We start from the raw sequence: 21,378 nt of genomic DNA, 5'->3' as shown, positions 1-21,378 counted from the left end.
GGAACGAGCAGAAGGGCTGGGCTTTGGGGGTTCTGGCGCTCATGGCCACGTCATGTCGGGTCACATCATGATCAGATCCAACGGTCGAACAGCATGCGCCGGTGCCAATCGTCGTAGGGAATGATCTCGGCGGAGATAACGGGGTACAGCCACCAGAAGTTAATCAGGGCCACGAGCACGAAGGCACCCGATATCGCGGCTCCGGCGAGACGGCGGCCGGGACGGGCGTCGGCCGGGCCGATGAGCAGTCCGGCTGCCAGGGCGATGGCGATGGCCATGAAGGGCAGCATGGGGGCGGTGTAGAACAGGAACATCGTGCGGTGGTCCGATACGGCGTAGTAGAACCACGGCAGCCAGCCGGCTCCGTAGGCCAGCAGGACGGCCCCGGCCCGCCAGTCACGGGTGGCGACGTACCAGGCGATCAACGCGATGAGCGCGATCAGCGCGCCGTACCAGATGACCGGGGTGCCCACCCCCAGCACGGCCTGCGAGCACTTGGACGGCCCGCAGCCGTTCGGGCTCTCGTAGAAGAACGCGACCGGGCGCAGCAGTAGCGGCCACTGCCAGGGCTGGGACTGGTACGGGTGGGAGGAGTCGAGGCCGGTGTGGAAGCCGAGCACCATCGACTGGTAGTTCCACAAGGAGCGCACCGAGTCCAGGACGAAGAACACCGGCCCGTTGCCGGTGGCCTGGGCCCAGTTGCGTCCGTACCCGGAGGGGCTGGCGAACCAGCCGGTCCAGCTCGCCAGGTACACCACCACCGGGACCAGCCCCAGCCCGGCCAAAGCGGCCGGTACATCACGGCGCACAGCCCCCGAGAACGGGCGGCGCAACCCGATCGCCCGGCGCGCCCCCGCGTCCCAGACCAGGCTCATCACCGCGAACGCGGCCAGGAAGAACAGCCCGCTCCACTTGGTCGCGATCGCCGCCCCCAGGCACACCCCCGCCGCGATCCGCCACGGACGCACCCCAAGCCACGGACCCGTCCCGGACAGACGCGACCCCTCATACCAGGACGCCAGCCGCTCCCGCGCCCGGTCACGATCCACCACCAGGCACCCGAAACCCGCAAGCACCCAGAACATCAGGAACACATCCAGCAGCGCCGTACGCGACAACACGAAATGCAGCCCGTCCACCGCCAGCAGCAACCCCGCCAGACACCCCAACAGCGTCGAACGGGTCATCCGCCGCGCCACCCGCGCCACCATCAACACCGACAACGCCCCCACCAGCGCCGCCACGAACCGCCACCCGAACGGATTCGCACCGAACACCCACTCACCCAGCCCGATCATCCACTTCCCCAGCGGAGGATGGACGACGTAGGAGGCGCACTTGTCGAGCTCGGTGGCGGCGCAGTTCTGCCAGATGTTCGTATTGCCGGAGAGCAGGAGCTTGTCGGCGTCCTTGACCGCGACGCGCTCGACGCCGAAGTTGATCAGGGACAGCGCGTCCTTGGCGTAGTACGTCTCGTCGAACACCACGGCCTTGGGGACGCCGAGGCGGTCGAAGCGCAGGAAGGCCCCGAAGGCGGCCACGAGCAGCGGGCCGAGCCACCCCCACAGCGGGCTTCCCCGGAACGGCGGAACCAGCCGGTCGCGCATGGAACCCGGTGGTTCGGGCACGTCACGCGGCTCCGGCTTCTCGAAGTCCTGGTTAGGGAAGTCCGTCAGGGCCATCCGGACATCGTACGGGGCGGCTATTACGTCCAACCTAAGAAACACTCCTTGTGTACCCAATTGGGGCGGTCCTGCCTGAAGGTGCAGCCCGCCGATGACCACCGCGTGCATGGGAGAGGATGGACGTGTGAACGACACGGGCACGCTGGTCCTCGCGGGAGCTCCCATCGGCCGCGCCGAGGACGCCTCCCCCCGCCTGCGGGACGCACTGTCGGCCGCCGACATCGTCGCCGCCGAGGACACCCGCCGGCTGCGCAGGCTCGCCTCCGACCTCGGGGTCACGCTCGCCGGGCGGGTGGTGTCCTACTACGACGGCAACGAGGCGGCGCGGGCCGCCGAACTGCTGGAGGCCCTGCGCGACGGCGACACCGTGCTGGTGATCACGGACGCCGGCATGCCCGGGGTGTCCGATCCCGGCTACCGGCTGACCCACCTCGCCGTGGAGGCGGGCATCCCGGTGACGGCGCTGCCGGGGCCGTCCGCGGTCACCACGGCGCTGGCGATCTCCGGGCTGCCGAGCGACCGCTTCTGTTTCGAGGGCTTCCCTCCGCGCAAGCCGGGCGAGCGCGCCCGCCGGCTCGCCGCCCTGGCCGCCGAGGAGCGCACGATGGTGTTCTTCGAGGCGCCTCACCGCGTCCGGGCGAGCCTTGTCGCGATGGCCGAGGCGTTCGGGGCCGACCGCCGGGCCGCGCTGTGCCGCGAGCTGACCAAGACCTACGAGGAGGTCCGGCGCGGGGGGCTCGGCGAGCTGGCCGAGTGGGCGGCCGGTGAGGTCCGGGGCGAGATCACGCTGGTCGTCGCCGGTCACGCGCCGGGCGACGTCGCGCCCGAGGTCGGCGATCTGGTGGAGGAGGTCGCCCGCATGGAGGCGGCCGGGGTGCCGCGCAAGCAGGCCATCGTGGACGTCGCCAGGGCCGCGGGGGTGCCGAAACGGGAGCTGTACGACGCCGTCCACCGCGGGTGAGATCCCGGTGCTGCGGATGTGCCGTCGATGTCACAGAGTGCGATGAATGATTCCCGGTTCTTGATCCTCTGGATACGAGCAGTCCACGCCCCATAAAGTGCCCGCGTGGCTGTGCGCGCCTTCCCCCTGAGATTCTTCGGAAAAACACGCTTTTTCGGCAGAAATCCGGTTCCGTCGGCCGAGCAGCCGGACGCGGCGTCATCGGTCCGTAACCGTCTGGTTCCGCCGTTCCACGGAAGCCCGCTGTGGGGGTGGCTGGCCCCGCTGCTCGTCGCGATCTTCGGCGCGCTCCTGCGCTTCGACCGGCTCGCCCTCCCCAAAGCGGTCATGTTCGACGAGACGTACTACGCCAAGGACGCGCTGTCCCTGCTCAGATACGGCGTCGAACGCACCTTCCTCGGTACGAACGAGAACCCGATCGCCGACCCCCGACTGCTCGCCGGACGTGAGGACCTCTGGGTCACCTGCACACAGGACGACCTCGGCCCCTGCGCCTTGTATGTGGCCCATCCTCCGCTGGGGAAGTGGATGATCGGGCTGGGTGAGTGGGTGTTCGGTGCGAATCCGTTCGGGTGGCGGTTCGTGGCGGCGCTGGTGGGGGCGTTGTCGGTGTTGATGGTGGCGCGGGTGGCGCGGCGGATGACCCGTTCGACGCTTCTGGGGTGTCTGGCGGGGTTGCTGCTGGCGGTGGACGGGCTGCATTTCGTGTTGTCGCGCACGGCGCTGCTGGATGTGTTCCTGATGTTCTGGGTGCTGGCGGGTTTCGGGTGCCTGGTGGTGGATCGTGACCGGGCGCGGGAGCGGCTGGCGTCCTGGTATGAGGGGTCGCCTCTGTCCGGGACGGGTCCGTGGCTCGGGGTGCGTCCGTGGCGGATCGCGGCGGGGGTGTGCCTGGGGGCGGCGATCGCGACCAAGTGGAGCGGGCTGTTCTTCCTGGCCGCGTTCGCGGTGATGAGCCTGGTGTGGGACGCCGGGGCGCGCCGGGCGATCGGGTTGCGCCGCCCGTTCTCGGGGGCTGTGCGCCGTGATGTGCCGGCCGCTTTGGCCGGGCTGGGGCTGGTCCCGGTGGTGGTGTACCTGGCGAGCTGGACCGGCTGGTTCGCCTCCCCGTACGGATGGGGGCGCAACTGGGAGCAGGCGACGAGCAGCGGGTGGGCGTACTGGGTGTTCAGCTCGTTCCGCTCGTGGGTCGGCTACCAGACCGAGGTGCTCGGCTTCCACACCGGTCTGACCACGCCCCACTCCTACCAGTCCTGGCCCTGGCAGTGGCCGCTGCTGATCCGCCCGGTCGCGTTCTACTACCCCGGCGACGTGCGGGGATGCGGTGCCTCGAGCTGCTCGCAGGCCGTGCTCGGAGTCGGCACCCCCGTGGTCTGGTACGGCGCGCTGATCGCGCTCATCGCGCTGATCGCCTGGTACGTCGCCACCCGCGACTGGCGCGCCGGGGCGGTCCTGCTGGCCTACGGCGTCGGCTGGCTGCCGTGGTTCTACTACGCGATATCCGACAAGCGCACGATGTTCCTGTTCTACATGGCCCCCTTGCTGCCCTTCATGGCCATCGCCATCGCCCTTGCAGCCGGACTGCTCATCGGCCCCGTCAGCGCCGGGACGAACCGCAGAGCCGTCGGCGCGGCCGTCGTCGGCGCGTTCACGCTGCTGGCGCTGATCAACTTCTGGTGGCTGCACCCCATCCTCACCGCCGAGACCATCACCCAAGATGACTGGTACCGGCGCATGCTCTTCCCGAGCTGGATCTAGGCCACCTAGGACACAGGTTCGGACACAGGTTCGGACGCGGGCCCGGCCGCCGCGCGCCGCGGCCACCGCACCCCCTGGTGGAGGGCGGTGGCGGCCGACAGGAACGCGAGCGGCAGCGCGGGCAGCAGGTAGCGGTAGTCGAACTCGGCCGTGGCCGCCGGCGCGACCACCAGGGCGGCCGACGCCACCCAGGGCAGCAGCTCGGGCCCGCCGAGCTTGCGCCACCGCGCGATCGCCCCGGCCGCGCCCACGAGCAGCGCCAGGCCCAGCACCAGCCCCGGCATGTAGACCACCCGCTGGTAGCGTTCCATGATCGTCGCCCAGGGCCAGTACGCGTGCGTGCTCGCCCGTCCCTGCTCGTACGCCACCATCTCGCGGTCGACCGTCCTCCCCCGGTAGCTGACCCACGTCGGCGGCGACTTCTGCAGAAGGTCCGGGTCCTTGGCGCTGACGCCCTTGCTGTCGAACTGGTACTGCGCGTAGGTGAGGGCGTCGGGGAACACCGGGCGGTCCCACCGGAAGCTGCGCAGCAGGTCGCCCGCGACGGCGGCGAGGTAGTCGCCCGGCTGGGCGAGGATGGCCCGCCTGGCGAACGCGCCCGCCGCGTCGTTCAGCGCGCGGTCGAACTTGTCGCCGCCCCAGCGGTGCAGCACCTCGCCCTCGCCGCTGTACCAGAGGTAGAGCTGCGAGAACTGGCTGCGGGCGATGGCCGGGTTGATGCACAGCGGGATCAGCTCCTGCTCGCGCCGCAGGTCCGGCTTGATCTTCTTGCAGTCGGCGAACTTGGCCGTGCGCATGTAGAGGATGAGCCCGTCGCTCTGGGTCAGCGCGAACTGCCCCTGCGCGGAGGCGAACCAGCCCATGTACGCGACCACCGGCACCGCGCAGGCCGTGACCATCGCCAGGATCGTCCGCCAGCCGGTGCGTTTGATCAGCAGGAACACCACCACGACGGCCAGGATGGGCAGGCCGATGCTGCGCGTCAGCGCGGTGAGCGCGAGCAGCAGGCCCACCGCGACGCCCACCCGCCACGACATGCGGCGATGCCACAGGACCAGCGTCACCAGGCCCACGATCAGCAGCGTGAACATGGTGTCGGACATGATCAGCGATTCGAGCTGGATCTGGTACGCGTCGAACAGCACCGGCACGCCGGCGAGCGTCGCGCCCCAGTCGGGCAGGCCAAATTTGCGTCTGAGAAGCACATAGATCAGCACCGCCGTGGCCAGGCCCATGAGGTGCTGGGTAAAGACCACCAGCGCGAAGCTGTGGAAAGGCTTGAGCGCCAGCAGCCAGAACCCGTACCCGTCGGGACGGATCGGATGCGGGCGGGGGTGCAGCGCGACCGAGACGTACTCGTAGGAGTCGTTGAACCACATCGCCGGTCGGTAGCCCAGCATGGCGATGATCCGCAGCGCCGCGCCCAGCGTGAAGGCGATCACGAAAAGGCGGCGCGACCTGAGGAACGCGACCAGGCGCGCGCGCTTGCTCCGCGACGGCGCTTCGGCCTGCGCCGGTTCGGCAACGGTCACCATGGTTTACAGGATGCCAGCCCTTTCGCCGAGTTGACCCGAGCACCTGGGGGCAGAGGGCATCATGGTGGAACTACGCACGGATGATCGAGGCGCGGAACGAGGGGTTTCGACGTGGAACTGACCGTGGTCATGCCATGCCTGAACGAGGCGGAGACCGTCGAAACGTGTGTGCGCAAGGCACTGGCGTGCATGGCCGAGCACGGCATCGAGGGCGAGGTCGTGATCGCCGACAACGGCAGCACCGACGGGTCCCAGCAGCTCGCCCGTGACGCCGGCGCCCGGGTCGTGCACGTCGACGAGAAGGGGTACGGCAACGCCCTGATGGGCGGCATCCGCGCCGCGCGCGGCCGCTACGTGATCATGGGCGACGCCGACGACTCCTACGACTTCACCGCGCTGATGCCCTTCGTCGAAGAGCTGCGCGGCGGCGCCGACCTGGTCATGGGCAACCGTTTCCGCGGCGGCATCGCCCCCGGCGCCATGCCCCCGCTGCACCGCTACCTCGGCAACCCCGTGCTGTCGTTCATCGGACGGCTGTTCTTCCCGAGCGCCATCCGCGACTTCCACTGCGGCCTGCGCGGGTTCCGCCGTGACAGCATCCTCACCCTCGGCCTCCAGACCGGCGGCATGGAGTTCGCCAGCGAGATGGTCGTCAAGGCGACGATCCAGGGCCTGGACGTCCGCGAGGTCCCCACCACCCTCAAGCCCGACGGCCGGTCCCGTCCGCCCCACCTGCGCTCCTGGCGGGACGGCTGGCGCCACCTGCGGTTCCTGCTGCTCTACAGCCCCCGCTGGCTGTTCCTGATCCCCGGCATGGCGCTGATGGTCCTCGGCCTCGCCGCGGGCACGGCGCTGACCTTCGGCACGGTGCGCATCGGCAAGCTCGCCTTCGACGTCGACACCCTGGTCGGCGCCTCGGCGATGGTCGTGATCGGTTTCCAGGCGGTGCTGTTCGCCCTGTTCACCAAGGTGTACGCCGCCGAGGAGGGCTTCCTGCCGGAGGACCGCCGCATCCGGCGCCTGGTCGACGTCGTCACCCTCGAACGGGGCCTGATCGCCGGCGGCCTGCTGGCCCTCGCCGGCCTCGCGGGCATGGTCGCCTCGCTCGCCCACTGGCAGACGCGCGACTTCGGCGCGCTGATCCCGGCCGTGTCGCTGCGCCTGGTCGTCCCGTCCGCGACCGCCCTCGTGATCAGCTTCCAGACGATCTTCGCGGCGCTGTTCATCAGCATCCTGGGCATCCGCCGCACCAAGGAGACCCCGGTCGACGTCGCCGCCTCAGCCGCCGAGGAAGCGGCGGAGGCCGTGCGCATGGCGCCGCCCGCGGACGCGGAGCGCGAGAACGCCCTCTGAACGGCGTTCCGGTGGCGGCGGAGCGCGATGAGCATCCCCCGGGACCTTTAGGCTTGGGGGCATGTCCCAGCACATCTTGACCGCCGTCGCCTGGCCCTACGCCAACGGTCCTCGGCACATCGGGCACGTCTCCGGGTTCGGCGTGCCGTCCGACGTCTTCAGCCGCTACCAGCGGATGGCGGGCAACAAGGTGCTGATGGTCAGCGGCACCGACGAGCACGGCACGCCCATCCAGGTGCAGGCCGACCGCGAGGGCGTCACCGCCCGCGAGCTCGCCGACCGCTACAACCGGGTGATCGCCGAGGACCTGACCGCCCTCGGCCTGTCGTACGACCTGTTCACCCGCACCACGACGGCCAACCACTACGCCGTCGCGCAGGAGATCTTCAAGGGCCTGTACGAGAACGGCTACATCTTCCCGAAGACCACGATGGGCGCGGTCTCGCCGTCCACGGGCCGCACGCTGCCCGACCGCTACATCGAGGGCACCTGCCCCATCTGCGGGTACGACGGCGCGCGCGGCGACCAGTGCGACAACTGCGGCAACCAGCTCGACCCGATCGACCTGATCAACCCCAAGAGCCGCATCAACGGCGAGACGCCCAAGTTCATCGAGACCGAGCACTTCATGCTCGACCTCCCGGCGTTCGCCGAGACGCTCGGCACCTGGCTGCAGTCCAAGCAGGGCGAGTGGCGGCCGAACGTCCTGAAGTTCTCGCTCAACCTGCTCGGTGACCTGCAGCCGCGCGCGATCAGCCGCGACCTCGACTGGGGCGTGCCGATCCCGCTGGACGGCTGGCGCGACCGCGAGGACAAGCGGCTGTACGTCTGGTTCGACGCGGTCATCGGCTACCTCAGCGCCTCGATCGAGTGGGCCCGCCGGTCGGGCGACCCGGACGCCTGGCGGCAGTGGTGGCAGAACCCGGACGCCCGCGGCTACTACTTCATGGGCAAGGACAACATCGTCTTCCACTCCGAGATCTGGCCCGCGATGCTGCTCGGCTACAACGGCGAGGGCGCCCGCGGCGGCTCGGCCGGGTCGCTGGGCAAGCTCGCGCTGCCGTCGGAGGTCGTGTCCAGCGAGTTCCTGACCATGGAGGGCCGCAAGTTCTCCTCCAGCCGCCAGGTCGTCATCTACGTCCGCGACTTCCTGTCCCGGTACGACGCCGACGCCCTGCGCTACTACATCGCGGTCGCCGGCCCAGAGAACCAGGACACCGACTTCACCTGGTCGGAGTTCGTCAACCGCAACAACGGCGAGCTGGTCGCCGCCTGGGGCAACCTGGTGAACCGGTCGATCTCCATGGCGGCCAAGAACTTCGGCCAGGTCCCCGAGGCCGGTGACCTCACCGACGCCGACCACGCGCTGCTGGAGCGCAGTCGCGCGGCGTTCCCGGCGGTCGGGGCGGAGCTCGGCAGGTCCCGGTTCAAGAACGCGGTCACCGAGGCGTTCGACGTCGTCCGCGACGCCAACCGCTACCTCGCCGAGCAGGAGCCCTGGAAGCTCAAGGACGACCCGGAGCGCGTGAAGTCGATCCTGCACGTCGCGCTCCAGGTCGTCGACGACGCCAAGACGCTGCTCACCCCCTTCCTGCCGGGGTCGTCCAACAAGGTGTTCTCCATGCTGGGCGGCGAGGGCGTCTGGTCGGGGATGCCCCAGATGCAGGAGGTCGACGAGGGCGGCCGGGGCTCGTACCCGGTGATCACCGGTCAGTACGACGGCCAGGCCACGTGGGAGTCCACGCCGATCCGGCCGGGCACGCCGCTGGCCCCGCCGACCCCGCTGTTCGTCAAGCTCGACCCCAAGGTGGTCGACGAGGAACTCGCCCGCCTCGGCGAGTGACCGCCCCGGCTCACAGAACCTCGCACGCACCTCGCACGCACCTCGCACGATGGAGGCCATGACGTGACGACCTCTCCCTCCCTCCCGGCGGCTCCCGAGCCGCTGGGAACGGAGGTCTTCGACAGCCACTGCCACCTGGACATCATGGTGGGCGAGCGCAAGGCGTCCTCCGGCGACCAGGTCGCGCTCGCGGCGCAGGCGTCGGGGACGGGCGTCGGGAAGATCCTCGCCGAGGCGCGCGCGGTGGGCGTCACCCGGCTCGTCACCATCGGGTACGACCTGCGCTCCTCCCAGTGGGGCGCGCGGGTCGCGCGCGAGCACGACGACGTGTACGCGGGCGTGGCGATCCACCCCAACGAGGCGCACGCGGCCACGCCCGAGACGCTGGCCGAGATCGAGCGCCTCGCGGGCGAGCCGCGGGTGCGGGCCGTGGGCGAGACCGGGCTGGACCACTTCCGCGACTGGGCCTCGCACGAGGACCAGGAGGCCTCGTTCCGGGCGCACATCGAGATCGCCAAGCGGACGGGCAAGGCGCTGGTCATCCACGACCGCGACGCGCACGACGAGGTGCTGCGCGTCCTCGCCGACGCGAGCGCGCCGGACGTCGTGGTGTTCCACAGCTACTCGGGGGACGCGGACATGGCCCGGCGGTGCATCGATGCCGGATATTTCATGTCATTCTCCGGCCCGGTCACCTACAAGAACGCCGGTTACCTGCGCGAGGCCGCCCAGGTCGCCCCGCCGGAGCTCATGCTCGTCGAGACGGACGCGCCCTACCTGCCGCCCACCCCGCACCGCGGCAAGCCCAACGCCCCCTACCTCATCCCGCTGACGCTGCGCTGCCTCGCCGAGGTCAAGGGCATGGACGCCGACGAGCTGGCCCGCGTCATCAACGAGAACGGGGAGCGCGTCTTCGGCGCCTGGTGAGGGCCGCGGGCCCTGTCGCCGGGGCCCTGGAACGGGTCCTGGGCACCCGCGCGCGGGCCGGATCGGTGACTCCAAGCGACGACAATGTCACGGACCGGTTTCGTTGATCCGGTTGAGGGCCCCCGAGGGCGGCGCTAGCGTCGGCAGCCGGTCTACTCGCCGGTCTACACGCCCGGTCTATACGAAGGACGCGCTGTGCAACCACCACCGGCCCCGGCGCCGGCCACTCGGCGTGCGGGGTCACGCCGCGCGCCGCGCCGCCCCTCACGCCTGCGGCGCCGCCTCACCGCGGCCGTCCGCTCGCCATGGACGGCACTGCTCTGCGCCACGGCGGCGGGCGTCTCGGCCGGCGTGCTCACCGGCGAGGTGCTCGCCAAGGAGATCCGGCTCGCGGTCGACGGTGGTGAGACCACGATCCTCAGCTTCGGCGGCACCGTCGGCGAGGTCCTCGGCGGCCTGAAGATCCGGATCGGCCCGCACGACCGCGTCGAGCCCGCGCCCGGGCACGAGGTCCGCGACGGCACGTCCATCCTCGTGCGGCACGCCCGTCCGCTGGTGCTCACCGTGGACGGCCGCAGGAGCAAGCACACGGTCACCGCGCTCAACGTGGGTGAGGTACTGGAGCAGCTCGATCTGGACGGCCGCCCGGCGACGCTCTCGGCGTCCCGCATGCGGCAGATCCCGGTGTCCGGCTTCGCGCTGAGCGTCCGCACCCAGCGCCGGGTCACCGTCGTGCGCGGCGGGGTACGGCTGGACACGATCACGACCGGGCGCACGGTGCGCGCCGTGCTGGCCCAGCACAAGATCACCCTGGCGAAGGGCGAGCGGGTGCGCCCGCCGCTGGGCACGTTCCCCGAGGACAGCCAGGTGATCCGCATCATCCCGGCCCCACCGCCGCCCCCCGTCCGCGCCTCGCCGGTCAACCCGTCGGTGACCGCGCTGAACTGGACGGCGCTGGCGCGCTGCGAGACGTACGCCAACCCGAAGTCGTTCAACCCCCGCGGGCCGTACTACGGCATGTACCAGTTCAGCCTGCCGATGTGGCGGGCCGTCGGCGGCACGCGGACGCCGCTGGACTGGCCGGCGGGCGAGCAGACCTACCGCGCCCAGCTCCTCTACCAGCGGGTGGCCGGCCGGTGGCACGGCCAGTGGCCCAACTGCGGGGCGCGCCTGTTCAACCGCTGATCCCAGTGGTACCCGCCCCCGGCGCGGGCCACGAGGCCGCGTTCCTCCCGGCAGGGGATCGCACGAGGCCCCTCTGCGCACTTCTCCGGTGCGGGACACTGGGGGGATGGGGAGCTCGATTGTGGACCTGCTCGGCCCGGCGGAGATTCGTAACTTGGCGGACAAGCTCGATCTGCGTCCGACGAAACGGCTGGGGCAGAACTTCGTCATCGACGGCGGCACGGTCCGGCGCATCGCCCGGGTGGCCGAGCTGTCGTCCGGCGACGTCGTGATCGAGGTGGGGCCCGGCCTCGGCTCGCTCACCCTCGCGCTGCTCCCGGAGGCGTCGCGGCTGGTGGCGGTCGAGATCGACCCGGTGCTCGCCGGGCAGCTCCCGCTGACGGTCGCCGAGCGGGCCCCGTCCCTGGCCGGCCGGCTCACGGTCGTCCAGGCCGACGCGATGCGCGTGCGCCCCGAGCAGCTCGGCGGCGAGCCCACGGCGCTGGTGGCGAACCTTCCGTACAACGTGGCGGTCCCGGTCGTGCTCCACCTGCTGGAGGTGCTGCCCTCGCTGCGCCGCGGGCTGGTCATGGTGCAGTCCGAGGTGGCCGACCGCATGGCGGCGGGTCCGGGGTCCAAGGTGTACGGCGTGCCGTCCGTCAAGGCCGCCTGGTACGCGGACGTGCGCCGTGCCGGGCCGGTGGGGCGCACGGTGTTCTGGCCGGTGCCGAACGTCGATTCCGGGCTGGTCGCGCTGACCCGCCGCGAGCCGCCGCCCACCACCGCCTCCCGCGAGGAGGTCTTCGCGGTCGTGGACGCGGCGTTCGCCCAGCGCCGCAAGACGCTCAGGGCCGCGCTGGCGTCCTGGGCGGGCGCGCCGGCCGCCGCGGAGACGGCGCTGCGCGCCGCGGGCGTCGACCCGTCGCTGCGGGGCGAGCAGCTCGCCGTCGAGGACTTCGCGAGGATCGCCGAGCACCGCCCCTGACCTCCGACGCCGGCACCCTGACGTCCGGACATCCCGCCCCTGGCGCCCGTGGCGGGGTTCGGTCGTTTGCGGGGTGGCGACGGAGCGTTACGATCGTGTTCCGTGACTTCCGTGACCGTCCGCGTGCCCGCCAAGGTGAACCTGCAGCTCTCCGTGGGCCCGAGGCGCGACGACGGCTACCACGACCTGGTCAACGTCTTCCACGCCGTGTCCCTCTTCGACGAGGTCACCGCCTGGCGGAACCCAGGGCCCGCCGCCACCGGGTCCGGGGGCGCGGCGATCGAGCCCGGGAGCGCGGCGTCCGGGGGGGACGACCCGCCGGGCGCCTCCGTGACGGTCACCGTCGAGGGCGAGTCCGCCGACCTGGTGCCCCTCGACGGCACCAACCTCGCGGTGAAGGCCGCTCTGGCCCTCGCCGAGCGCGCCGGGCGGCGGCCGGACGTCCGGCTGCGCATCCGCAAGGCGATCCCCGTCGCGGGCGGCATGGCCGGCGGCAGCGCCGACGCCGCCGCGACGCTGGTGGCCTGCGACGCGCTGTGGGGGCTCGGCCTGCCCCGTGAGGAGCTCATGGAGATCGCCGGTGATCTCGGCAGCGACGTCCCCTTCGCCCTCTTCGGCGGCACGGCCGTCGGCACCGGGCGCGGCGAGAAGCTGACCCGCGTCCCCGTCGCCGGCCGCTTCCACTGGGTCTTCGCGCTCGCCGAGGGTGGCCTGTCCACCGCCGAGGTCTACGGGGAGTGCGACCGGCTGCGCGAGGCGACCGGCGAGCAGGTCGCGTGGCCCAGCGCGTCCGACGAGCTCCTGGCGGCGCTCGCGGTCGGGGACGCGAAGGCGCTCGGCGCCGTCCTGTCCAACGACCTGCAGCCCGCGGCGCTGCTCCTGTGCCGTCCCCTGGCCCGCACGCTCGCGGCCGGCCGCGAGCACGGCGCCCTCGGCGCCCTCGTCTCCGGCTCCGGCCCCACGTGCGCCTTCCTCGCCGAGTCCGGGGACCACGCCACGACCTTGGCGACCGCCCTGGAGGCCGCCGGTGTATGCCGCACGGCCGTCACCGCCTCCGGCCCCGTCCCGGGCGCCGAGATCGTCTAGGGCCTGGGGAAAGACGCCCACGAATCCGGAATTCCCTCCTCCTCCCTATAGGCTGTCCACGCGATGAATCTGGTCAACCTCGAATCGGTGTCCCATGCCTACGGGCCCAAGCCGCTGCTCGACAAGGTGTCCCTCGGTGTCGAGGCCGGTGATCGCATCGGTGTCGTGGGGCGTAACGGCGACGGCAAGACGACGCTCATCTCGGTGATCGCCGGCACGCTGAAACCCGACGGCGGCCGGGTGACGCACAACCGCGGCCTGCGCATCGGCGTCCTGTCCCAGCGCGACGATCTCGACCCCGCGCTGGAGGTGCGGCGGGTCGTGCTCGGCGACCGTGCCGAGCACGAATGGGCGGCCGACCAGACGGTCAGAGAGATCCTGGCCAACCTTCTCGGCGACATCGAGCTCACCGCCAAGGTGGGAGAGCTGTCCGGTGGCGAGCGGCGGCGCACGGCCCTCGCCCGCCTGCTGATCGACGAGCACGACTTGGTGCTCCTGGACGAGCCGACGAACCACCTCGACATCGAGGCCATCGCCTGGCTGGCCGGCCACCTGTCGGCGCGCCGGTCCGCCCTGCTCGTGGTCACCCACGACCGGTGGTTCCTGGACGCGGTCTCCACCCGCACGTGGGAGGTCGTGGACGGCACCGTCCAGCGGTACGAGGGCGGGTACGCCGCGTACGTCCTGGCCAAGGCCGAGCGGGCGCGCATCGCGCAGGCGGCCGAGGAGCGCCGGCAGAACCTGATGCGCAAAGAGATCGCGTGGCTGCGCCGCGGCCCGCCCGCGCGCACGTCCAAGCCGAAGTTCCGCATCGAGGCGGCGCAGGCGCTGATCGCCGACGAGCCGCCCGCGCGTAACACCGTCGAGCTGGTGAAGTTCGCCTCGGCGCGGCTCGGCAGGACCGTCTACGACCTGGAGGACGTCACCCTGCACGCCGGCGGCCCCGGCGAGGGCCCGCTGGTGCTGGAGCGCTGCACTTGGCAGTTCGGCCCCGGCGACCGCATCGGGCTGATCGGCGTGAACGGCTCGGGCAAGTCGTCGGTGCTGCGGCTGCTCGCGGGCACCGTGCGCCTGGATTCGGGCGGGGTCGTCCAAGGCAAGACGGTGCGCCTGGCGTACCTCTCGCAGGAGATCGCCGAGCTGGACCCGGCGCGGCGCGTGCTGGAGACGGTCGAGGAGATCCGCAAGTTCGTGCAGGTCGGCAAGCGCGAGTGGACGGCCTCCCAGTTGCTGGAGCGCCTCGGGTTCCGGGGCGAGGCGCAGTGGAAGGTGGTCGGCGACCTGTCGGGCGGCGAGCGGCGGCGGCTCCAGCTGCTGCGCCTGCTGATGGACGACCCGAACGTCCTGCTGCTGGACGAGCCGACCAACGACCTGGACATCGAGACGCTGAACGAGCTGGAGGACCTGCTCGACGGCTGGCCGGGCACGCTGATCCTCGTCAGCCACGACCGCTACTTCCTGGAGCGGGTGACCGACCGTTCGGTCGCCCTGCTGGGGGACGGGCGGCTGTCGCTGCTGCCCGGCGGCGTCGACGAGTACCTCCAGCGCCGGTCCTCGGGCGCGGCCGTGACCGCGCGGGCGGCGTCCGCGCCGGAGGACGTCCGGAGCGAGCAGCCGGCGGCGCCCGCGGGGCTCTCGGCCAAGGAGGAGCGGGAGCTGAGCAAGGAGCTGTCCCGGCTGGAGCGCCAGCTCGACAAGCTGGGTGAGCGCGAGGCCACGCTGCACGCCGAGATGGCCGACGCCGCCGCCGACTATGGCCGTCTGGCCACCCTCGACGCCGAGCTCAAGGACCTGCGGGGACGCAAGGAGTCGGTCGAGCTCGAATGGCTGGAGGTCGCCGACAAGCTGGGCGAGTGACCGGGCCCGCCCGGGGTCACACGAGCGGCCGGGACGTCAGGAGGCGTTCTCGCCGGCGTCGAACGGGACGAGGATCGTCCGCAGCAGCCCGGCCAGGGCGTGCTGGGCGTCGGGGTCGAGGCCCGCGAGCAGGACGCGTTCGCGGCGCAGCAGGTCGGCGAAGGCCTCGTCCACCCGCTCGCGGCCCTGGTCGGTGAGGGAGACGAGGACGCCGCGCCGGTCCTCGGGGTCGGGGCGCCGGCGCACCAGGCGGGCGGCGGCCAGGCGGTCGATGCGGTTGGTCATCGTGCCGGACGTGACGAGCGTGGCGCGCAGCAGCGCCCCGGGGCTGAGCTCGTACGGCTCGCCGGCCCGGCGCAGGGTGGTGAGGACGTCGAACTCCCAGGACTCCAGGCCGTGCTCGGCGAAGGACGCCCGGCGGGCGCGGTCGAGGTGGCGGGCGAGCCGGGAGACGCGGCTGAGCACCTGCAGCGGGGAGACGTCGAGATCGGGACGTTCCTTGTGCCAGGACGCGACAAGCTGATCGACCTCGTCCCGGGCGGTGTCCTGGGAGGCGTCCCGGAGGGACTCCACGACATCCTTCGTGCCTTCGGGCATATCGGCGACCCCGTCGCTGTGGCGCGTCGTCATGCGCCCGAGTCTATCTCTCTTGACGTCGAGACATCTCTGCCGATATGAACTATCTTGATGTCAAGAGATATGTGGGACCCTGCCGTGTACGGCAGGCACGCCGACGAGCGTGCCCGCCCGTTCTTCGAGCTGCTCTCCCGCGTCCGCGCCGAGCGCCCGGACTTCGTCGTCGACCTCGGCTGCGGGCCCGGCGAGCTGACCGTCGAGCTCGGCCGCCGCTGGCCCGAGGCCGCCGTCCACGGGATCGACTCCTCGCCCGCGATGATAGCCAAGGCGCCGCCGGGGCCGTCCTTCAGCGTGGCGGACGTCCGCGACTGGCGCCCGGACCGCCCGGTGGACGTGATCTTCTCCAACGCACTCCTCCAGTGGGTGCCCGAGCACCGCGAACTGCTCGCGCGCTGGGTGGACGACCTCGCGCCGGGCGGATGGCTGGCGTTCCAGGTGCCGGGCAATTTCGGCGCGCCGAGCCACGCGGCCGTCCGGCGGATCTGCGCGTCGCCCGCGTGGAGCGACCGCCTCGGCGACCTGGTCCGCCCCGACCCGGTGGACGGCCCCGAGGGCTACCTGGCGCTGCTCGCCGGCCTGGGCTGCGAGGTCGACGCCTGGGAGACGACCTACGTCCACGTGCTCCCCGGCGAGGACGCCGTGCTCTCGTGGATCTCCGGGACGGCCCTGCGCCCGATGCTCGACCGGCTCGCGGGCGACGAGCCGGCGCGCGAGGCGTTCCTCGCCGACTGCGCGCGCGAGCTGGACAAGGCCTACCCGCCGCGCCCATACGGCACGCCCTTCCCCTTCCGCCGCGTCTTCGCCGTCGCCCACACGCCCGCCGGGACGTCGGCGTGAGCGGGAATCGCCTCGAGTTCCTGGAGTCGGAGGGGTCGCCGGACGAGGCTGTATGAGGGCTTCGTAGGCGAACTCTTTCGATGGTTGAAGTATGGGTCGCCTACTGATCGCTGATTGTTAACCTAAAGGTGGCATTATGGCCGGGATTCGGCTACTTAGGGGTGGGTCATGGCGATCGAGATCGAGGACAAGTTCGACGTGCCGGTGGACTTCGCGATGCCCGACTTCGCCGGGGTCCCGGGGTGCGAGGAGGCCGTCGACACGGTGAGCCACCGCCTGGTGGCCGTCTACTTCGACACGCCGGACCTGCGCCTGGCCGCCCGCGGCATCACCCTGCGGCGGCGGCGCGGAGGCGACGACGCCGGCTGGCACCTGAAGTTGCCGAAGGCCAAGGGGGTGCGCAACGAGATCACCCGGCCGCTCACCCGCAGCGCCAAGATCGTGCCCCCTGAGCTGGCCGAGCTGGTGATGGCGCAGACCCGGGGCGAGAAGCTCGTCCAGGTCGCCGAGCTGGAGACGCTGCGCAAGGTCACCAGCCTGTGCGGCGCCGACGGCACGCGGCTGGTGGAGATCGCCGACGACCACGTCAAGGGCACCGTGTTCGGCGAGGACCAGCACGTCGAGCGCTGGCGCGAGGTCGAGGCCGAGCTGATCGACGGCGACGAGGGCGTGCTGAAGAAGGTCGGCAAGCGCCTGCGCAAGGCCGGCGCCACCCCGGCGGGCACCGAGAGCAAGCTGGCCCGCCTCCTCGGCGACCGTGTCCCCGTCGGCCCCGTCCAGGCGACCACCGCCCCGGACCCGGACTCGGCGGGCGGCGTGGTCGTCGCCTACGTGGCCTCGCAGGTGGCGGCCCTGACGGCCCAGGACCCGCGGGTCCGCAGGTCGGAGGAGGACGCCGTCCACCAGATGCGGGTGGCCGGCCGCCGCCTGCGCAGCGCGCTGAAGTCGTTCTCCGCCGTGATCGCCGAGACCACCGGAATCCAGGACGAGCTGCGGTGGATCTCCAACGTGCTGGGGGAGGCCCGCGACCTGGAGGTGATCCGCGAGCGCTTCGCCGCCCACCTGGACGAGCTGGAGCCCGAGGTCGTGTCCGGCCCGGTCCGCACCCGGCTCGGCGACGACCTCGCCGAGCGCGAGCGGGAGGCGCTGGGACGCGCGGTCGAGGCGATGAGCGGGGAGCGGTACTTCGCCCTGCTCGACCGGCTGGACGCGCTGGTCGTGAACCCCCCGCTCACCCCGCTCGCCGTCAAGAGCGCCGACGTCACGCTGTCGCGGGTCGCGGACAAGAGCTGGAGGCGCGTCGTGAAGCGGTACGAGACGGCGCAGGCCATCGAGGACGCCGAGCAGCGCGAGATCGCCATGCACGACGTGCGCAAGGCGGCCAAGCGCGCCCGGTACACCGCCGAGGCGCTGCGCCCCCTGCTCGGCGACGAGGCGGACGCGCTGGCCAAGCGCGCCAAGGCCGTGCAGACGGTCCTCGGGCTGCACCAGGACGGCGTGGTCGCCCAGAAGATCCTTCTGGAGGAGGCCGAGCGGGCGCGTCAGGCCGGCGAGGACACCTTCACCTACGGCCTGCTCGCCGGGATCGAGCGCGCCACCGCCGAGCGCTCGTACGAGCAGTTCCCCGCCGTGTGGGCCGAGGTGACGGGCGCGTCCTGACCCGCGCGAGGGCCGGAGGCCTGCGTGACGGGCCCGGGCCCGGGCGTGTTCGGGTGTCCGGTGGGACCTGGACGGGCTCAGGTGCGGTAGCGCTCCGCCGCCACGATCCGCCCGTCCGTGTGGTGCAGCACCGCGAGGCCGCCCTTGCCCAGGTGCGTGTCGTCCAGGTGCGGGCCCGAGCGTTGTCCGAGCAGTCCCTCGATCAGCTCGGGCAGCACCTTGCCGTGGCTGCACACCAGCGCGGGCTCGCCCGCGTCGACCAGCTTGGACGTGAGGGCGAGCGTCGCGGGCGCGTCGTAGTCGGTCTCGGTCAGCAGGTGGTCGGTGTCGATCCGCCGCAGTTCCCTGGCCGCGTACGGCACCAGTGTCTGCACGCACCGCTTGCTCGGCGAGCTGAGCAGCGTGGCGGGACGGTAGCCGTACAGCACCTCGGCCAGGCAGCGGGACTGCTCCTCGCCCTCCTTGTCGATCGGCCGCAGGTCGTCGTCGCCGGCCCATTCCTCGCGCTCGCCGGCGCTGGCGTGCCTGACCAGTACCAGCGGCGTCGTCTCCAGCGGCGCGTCCAGCAGGCCCGCCAGCATCCCGGCGTCCACCTCGTACGACATGCGGGCCCGCGCCTGGTCCAGCGGCAGCCATTCCAGGCCGTCCACCTCGTCGGAGGGCAACTCGGCGACCTGCGCGACGGCGCGCGCCGTCCAGTAGTCCACGCGCTTGGGCCGCCCGTCCTTCAGGTAGTTGACGGTCGGCAGGCGGCGGCCGAGGACGATGCCGAGGCCCGTCTCCTCGGCCACCTCGCGCAGCGCCCCCGCGATCATGTGCTCGCCGGGCAGCAGCTTGCCCTTGGGCAGCGACCAGTCGTCGCGCCGCGGCCTGTGGATGACGGCGATCTCGGGATCGTCGCTCGCCCCGCGCCACACCACCGCCCCGGCGGCCCGGATCAGCGTGTCAGTACCCATGGAGCCCATGGCCTCGCTTCGCTCGGCGTGTTCGGGGGGCGCGTCAGTCATCGATGCTCCTCCACCGCCTGCTTCCTATCAGGTGAGACTGCAGATCAAGGAGAGGCTCGCCGTTCTCGCCCGTGTGGTGGCGAACCCAGGTGCCGTCGCCGTCGAGCCACCAGCTGCTCGTGGTGTCGGTCATGGCGAGGTCGAGCATCTCCGACAGGTACGCGCGCTGCCGGGCGCTGCTCACCTTGACCAGCGCTTCCACCCGGCGCTCGAAGTTGCGGCGCATCAGGTCGGCGCTGCCGATCCAGATCTCGGGCCTGCGTCCGCCGCCGAACTCGTAGATGCGCGAGTGCTCCAGGAACCGCCCGAGGATGCTGCGCACGCGGATGGTCTCCGACAGGCCGGGGATGCCGGGCCGCAGCGTGCACACGCCCCGGACGATGAGGTCCACGGGGACGCCTGCGTTGGACGCCTTGTACAGCGCGTCGATCAGCGGCTCGTCCACCAGCGAGTTGGCCTTGATCCGGATCCGCGCGGGGCGGCCGGCGCGGTGGTGGGCGATCTCGCGGTCGATGCGGGTCAGCAGGCCGTCGCGCAGGGCGTGCGGGGCGACCAGCAGCCGCCGGTAGGCCGAGTGCAGGCTGTAGCCGGTGAGGTGGATGAACAGGTCGGTGAGGTCCTCGCCGAGCAGCGGGTCGGCCGTGAGCAGGCCGAAGTCCTCGTACTGGCGCGCGGTCTTGGGGTTGTAGTTGCCCGTGCCGATGTGGCAGTACTGGCGCAGCTCGCCGGAGGCCTCCTGCCGGACGACCAGCGCGATCTTGGCGTGCGTCTTCAGCCCGAGCACGCCGTAGACCACGTGGCAGCCGGCCTTCTCCAGCTTGCGCGCCCACTTGATGTTGGCGTGCTCGTCGAACCGCGCCTTGATCTCCACGACGACCACGACCTGCTTGCCGGCCTCGGCGGCGTCGATCAGCGCGTCCACGATCGGCGATTCGCCGCTGGTGCGGTACAGCGTCTGCTTGATGGCGATGACGTTCGGGTCGGCCGCCGCGTCCTCGATGAACCGCTGGACGCTGGTGGCGAACGAGTCGTAGGGGTGGTGCAGCAGGATGTCGCGTTCGCGCAGCGTCGTGAACAGGTCGTCGTCGGCGTGCACGGTCTCGGCGGGGACGAACGGCGGGAAGCTCAGCTCGCCGCGCTCCAGGTCGGCGATGGCGTGCAGGCCGGACAGGTCGAGCGGGCCGGGGAGCCGGTAGATCTCGTAGTCGTTGACGTCGAGCTCGTCGACCAGGAGCTCCAGCACCTCGGGGGTGATCGTGTCCTCGACCTCCAGGCGGACGGGGAGGCCGAAGCGGCGCATGAGCAGCTCCTTCTCCAGCGCCTTCATGAGGTTCTCGGTGACGTCCTCGTCGACTTCCAGGTCCTCGTTGCGGGTCACCCGGAAGACGTGGTGCTCGACGATCTCCATGCCCTTGAAGAGCTGGCCGAGGTGGGCCGCGATCACGTCCTCCATCGGGACGAAGCGGTCCTTGGCGACGGCGACGAAGCGGGGGAGCTGCGAGGGGACCTTGACCCGGGCGAACACGGTGTTGCCCGTGCTCGGGTTGCGCACGGTGACGGCGAGGTTGAGCGAGAGGCCCGAGATGTACGGGAACGGGTGGGCGGGGTCGACCGCGAGGGGGGTGAGCACGGGCCGGATGCGCTCGCGGAAGAGCTTGCGCATCGCGGTGCGCTCGTCCCGGCTGAGGTCGTCCCAGCGCACGATGTCGATGCCCACGCCGGTGAGCTGCGGGCAGATCTGCTTGTGGTAGACCGCCGCGTGGCGCCGCGCGAGGTCGTCCGCGATCTTGGCGATCTTGACGAGCTCCTCGCGGGGCTTCATCCCGCTCTTCGTGCGCAGCAGCAGGCCGGTGGCCATGCGGCGTTTGAGCCCCGCCACGCGCACCCGGAAGAATTCGTCCAGGTTGCTGGCGAAAATGGCGAGGAAACGGACCCGTTCCAGCAGGGGAACATCAGGATCTTCGGCCAGCTCCAGCACTCGCTCGTTGAAGTGGAGCCAGCTCTCCTCGCGGTTGAGGAACCGGTCCTGAGGGAGGGGCAGGTCGTGTCCTGCAGGGGTGGGCGGCACGATCTCGACGGACATAT

At 71.4% G+C, this 21,378-nt stretch carries 16 protein-coding genes; 11 read left to right on the top strand and 5 right to left on the bottom strand.

Annotated features, from left to right (window positions below; translation table 11 throughout):
* Nucleotides 1-71: 71 nt before the first annotated feature.
* Nucleotides 72-1,682, bottom strand: coding sequence for a phospholipid carrier-dependent glycosyltransferase (locus AB0H21_RS39520; protein WP_358526969.1), 1,611 nt, complete (start codon nt 1,680-1,682; stop codon nt 72-74).
* Between the two features lie 109 nt (nt 1,683-1,791).
* Between AB0H21_RS39520 and rsmI the strand changes: the two genes are divergently transcribed.
* On the top strand, nt 1,792-2,646 hold the full coding sequence (rsmI, locus tag AB0H21_RS39515) for a 16S rRNA (cytidine(1402)-2'-O)-methyltransferase (protein WP_358526999.1): 855 nt from the start codon (nt 1,792-1,794) through the stop codon (nt 2,644-2,646).
* A gap of 105 nt (nt 2,647-2,751) precedes the next feature.
* The gene (locus AB0H21_RS39510; RefSeq protein WP_358526967.1) at nt 2,752-4,404 is read left to right on the top strand and encodes a phospholipid carrier-dependent glycosyltransferase; all 1,653 of its coding nucleotides are present in this window, start codon (nt 2,752-2,754) and stop codon (nt 4,402-4,404) included.
* 5 nt (nt 4,405-4,409) lie between these two features.
* On the opposite strand, the gene AB0H21_RS39505 is transcribed toward AB0H21_RS39510, so the two are convergent.
* Complete coding sequence (locus tag AB0H21_RS39505) at nt 4,410-5,939, bottom strand: hypothetical protein (RefSeq protein ID WP_358526965.1); 1,530 nt, start codon at nt 5,937-5,939, stop codon at nt 4,410-4,412.
* 111 nt (nt 5,940-6,050) lie between these two features.
* On the opposite strand from AB0H21_RS39505, the gene AB0H21_RS39500 reads away from it, so the two are divergent.
* The 7 genes from AB0H21_RS39500 (at nt 6,051) to AB0H21_RS39470 (ending at nt 15,154) form a co-directional block, all read left to right on the top strand.
* Nucleotides 6,051-7,292 (top strand): glycosyltransferase family 2 protein, encoded by a 1,242-nt coding sequence (locus AB0H21_RS39500; protein ID WP_358526963.1) that lies wholly within the window; start codon nt 6,051-6,053, stop codon nt 7,290-7,292.
* A 61-nt stretch (nt 7,293-7,353) separates the two neighbouring features.
* Nucleotides 7,354-9,135, top strand: coding sequence for a methionine--tRNA ligase (gene metG, locus AB0H21_RS39495; RefSeq protein ID WP_358526962.1), 1,782 nt, complete (start codon nt 7,354-7,356; stop codon nt 9,133-9,135).
* A gap of 63 nt (nt 9,136-9,198) precedes the next feature.
* On the top strand, nt 9,199-10,062 hold the full coding sequence (locus AB0H21_RS39490) for a TatD family hydrolase (RefSeq protein ID WP_358526961.1): 864 nt from the start codon (nt 9,199-9,201) through the stop codon (nt 10,060-10,062).
* Between the two features lie 195 nt (nt 10,063-10,257).
* Nucleotides 10,258-11,247, top strand: a complete 990-nt coding sequence (locus tag AB0H21_RS39485; RefSeq protein WP_358526959.1) for a ubiquitin-like domain-containing protein — start codon at nt 10,258-10,260, stop codon at nt 11,245-11,247.
* A gap of 106 nt (nt 11,248-11,353) precedes the next feature.
* Nucleotides 11,354-12,211: a 16S rRNA (adenine(1518)-N(6)/adenine(1519)-N(6))-dimethyltransferase RsmA gene (gene rsmA, locus AB0H21_RS39480; protein ID WP_358526957.1), complete on the top strand. Its 858-nt coding sequence runs from the start codon at nt 11,354-11,356 to the stop codon at nt 12,209-12,211.
* A 111-nt stretch (nt 12,212-12,322) separates the two neighbouring features.
* Nucleotides 12,323-13,297, top strand: a complete 975-nt coding sequence (locus tag AB0H21_RS39475) for a 4-(cytidine 5'-diphospho)-2-C-methyl-D-erythritol kinase (RefSeq protein ID WP_358526997.1) — start codon at nt 12,323-12,325, stop codon at nt 13,295-13,297.
* A 63-nt stretch (nt 13,298-13,360) separates the two neighbouring features.
* Complete coding sequence (locus AB0H21_RS39470; RefSeq protein WP_358526955.1) at nt 13,361-15,154, top strand: ABC-F family ATP-binding cassette domain-containing protein; 1,794 nt, start codon at nt 13,361-13,363, stop codon at nt 15,152-15,154.
* A gap of 36 nt (nt 15,155-15,190) precedes the next feature.
* Here AB0H21_RS39470 and AB0H21_RS39465 read toward each other — a convergent pair whose 3' ends face one another.
* Complete coding sequence (locus AB0H21_RS39465; RefSeq protein ID WP_358526996.1) at nt 15,191-15,751, bottom strand: MarR family transcriptional regulator; 561 nt, start codon at nt 15,749-15,751, stop codon at nt 15,191-15,193.
* Nucleotides 15,752-15,841: 90 nt separating this feature from the next.
* On the opposite strand from AB0H21_RS39465, the gene AB0H21_RS39460 reads away from it, so the two are divergent.
* Both AB0H21_RS39460 and AB0H21_RS39455 read left to right on the top strand, forming a co-directional pair.
* Complete coding sequence (locus tag AB0H21_RS39460) at nt 15,842-16,627, top strand: trans-aconitate 2-methyltransferase (RefSeq protein WP_358526953.1); 786 nt, start codon at nt 15,842-15,844, stop codon at nt 16,625-16,627.
* Between the two features lie 168 nt (nt 16,628-16,795).
* Nucleotides 16,796-18,286, top strand: coding sequence for a CYTH and CHAD domain-containing protein (locus AB0H21_RS39455; RefSeq protein WP_358526951.1), 1,491 nt, complete (start codon nt 16,796-16,798; stop codon nt 18,284-18,286).
* A 77-nt stretch (nt 18,287-18,363) separates the two neighbouring features.
* On the opposite strand, the gene AB0H21_RS39450 is transcribed toward AB0H21_RS39455, so the two are convergent.
* Complete coding sequence (locus AB0H21_RS39450) at nt 18,364-19,293, bottom strand: NUDIX hydrolase (RefSeq protein WP_358526950.1); 930 nt, start codon at nt 19,291-19,293, stop codon at nt 18,364-18,366.
* Nucleotides 19,286-21,376 (bottom strand): RNA degradosome polyphosphate kinase, encoded by a 2,091-nt coding sequence (locus tag AB0H21_RS39445; RefSeq protein ID WP_358526948.1) that lies wholly within the window; start codon nt 21,374-21,376, stop codon nt 19,286-19,288. Before AB0H21_RS39445 ends, AB0H21_RS39450 begins: the two co-directional genes overlap by 8 nt.
* Nucleotides 21,377-21,378 lie beyond the last annotated feature (2 nt).

It is taken from the genome of Sphaerisporangium sp. NPDC051011 (genome assembly GCF_040653595.1).
Taxonomy (GTDB): domain Bacteria; phylum Actinomycetota; class Actinomycetes; order Streptosporangiales; family Streptosporangiaceae; genus Sphaerisporangium.
Note: the sequence above shows the minus strand (reverse complement) of the source record. Positions and strands in the feature narration are given on the sequence as shown.

What these genes read in the sequence shown, in the direction of transcription:
- metG (WP_358526962.1), top strand. Translation starts at nt 7,354, where the DNA reads ATGTCCCAGCACATCTTGACCGCCGTCGCCTGGCCCTACGCCAACGGT.
- AB0H21_RS39460 (WP_358526953.1), top strand. Translation starts at nt 15,842, where the DNA reads ATGTCAAGAGATATGTGGGACCCTGCCGTGTACGGCAGGCACGCCGAC.
- rsmA (WP_358526957.1), top strand. Translation starts at nt 11,354, where the DNA reads ATGGGGAGCTCGATTGTGGACCTGCTCGGCCCGGCGGAGATTCGTAAC.
- rsmI (WP_358526999.1), top strand. Translation starts at nt 1,792, where the DNA reads ATGGGAGAGGATGGACGTGTGAACGACACGGGCACGCTGGTCCTCGCG.
- AB0H21_RS39455 (WP_358526951.1), top strand. Translation starts at nt 16,796, where the DNA reads ATGGCGATCGAGATCGAGGACAAGTTCGACGTGCCGGTGGACTTCGCG.
- AB0H21_RS39450 (WP_358526950.1), bottom strand. Translation starts at nt 19,293, where the DNA reads ATGACTGACGCGCCCCCCGAACACGCCGAGCGAAGCGAGGCCATGGGC.
- AB0H21_RS39505 (WP_358526965.1), bottom strand. Translation starts at nt 5,939, where the DNA reads ATGGTGACCGTTGCCGAACCGGCGCAGGCCGAAGCGCCGTCGCGGAGC.
- AB0H21_RS39445 (WP_358526948.1), bottom strand. Translation starts at nt 21,376, where the DNA reads ATGTCCGTCGAGATCGTGCCGCCCACCCCTGCAGGACACGACCTGCCC.
- AB0H21_RS39520 (WP_358526969.1), bottom strand. Translation starts at nt 1,682, where the DNA reads ATGGCCCTGACGGACTTCCCTAACCAGGACTTCGAGAAGCCGGAGCCG.
- AB0H21_RS39470 (WP_358526955.1), top strand. Translation starts at nt 13,361, where the DNA reads ATGAATCTGGTCAACCTCGAATCGGTGTCCCATGCCTACGGGCCCAAG.
- AB0H21_RS39465 (WP_358526996.1), bottom strand. Translation starts at nt 15,751, where the DNA reads ATGCCCGAAGGCACGAAGGATGTCGTGGAGTCCCTCCGGGACGCCTCC.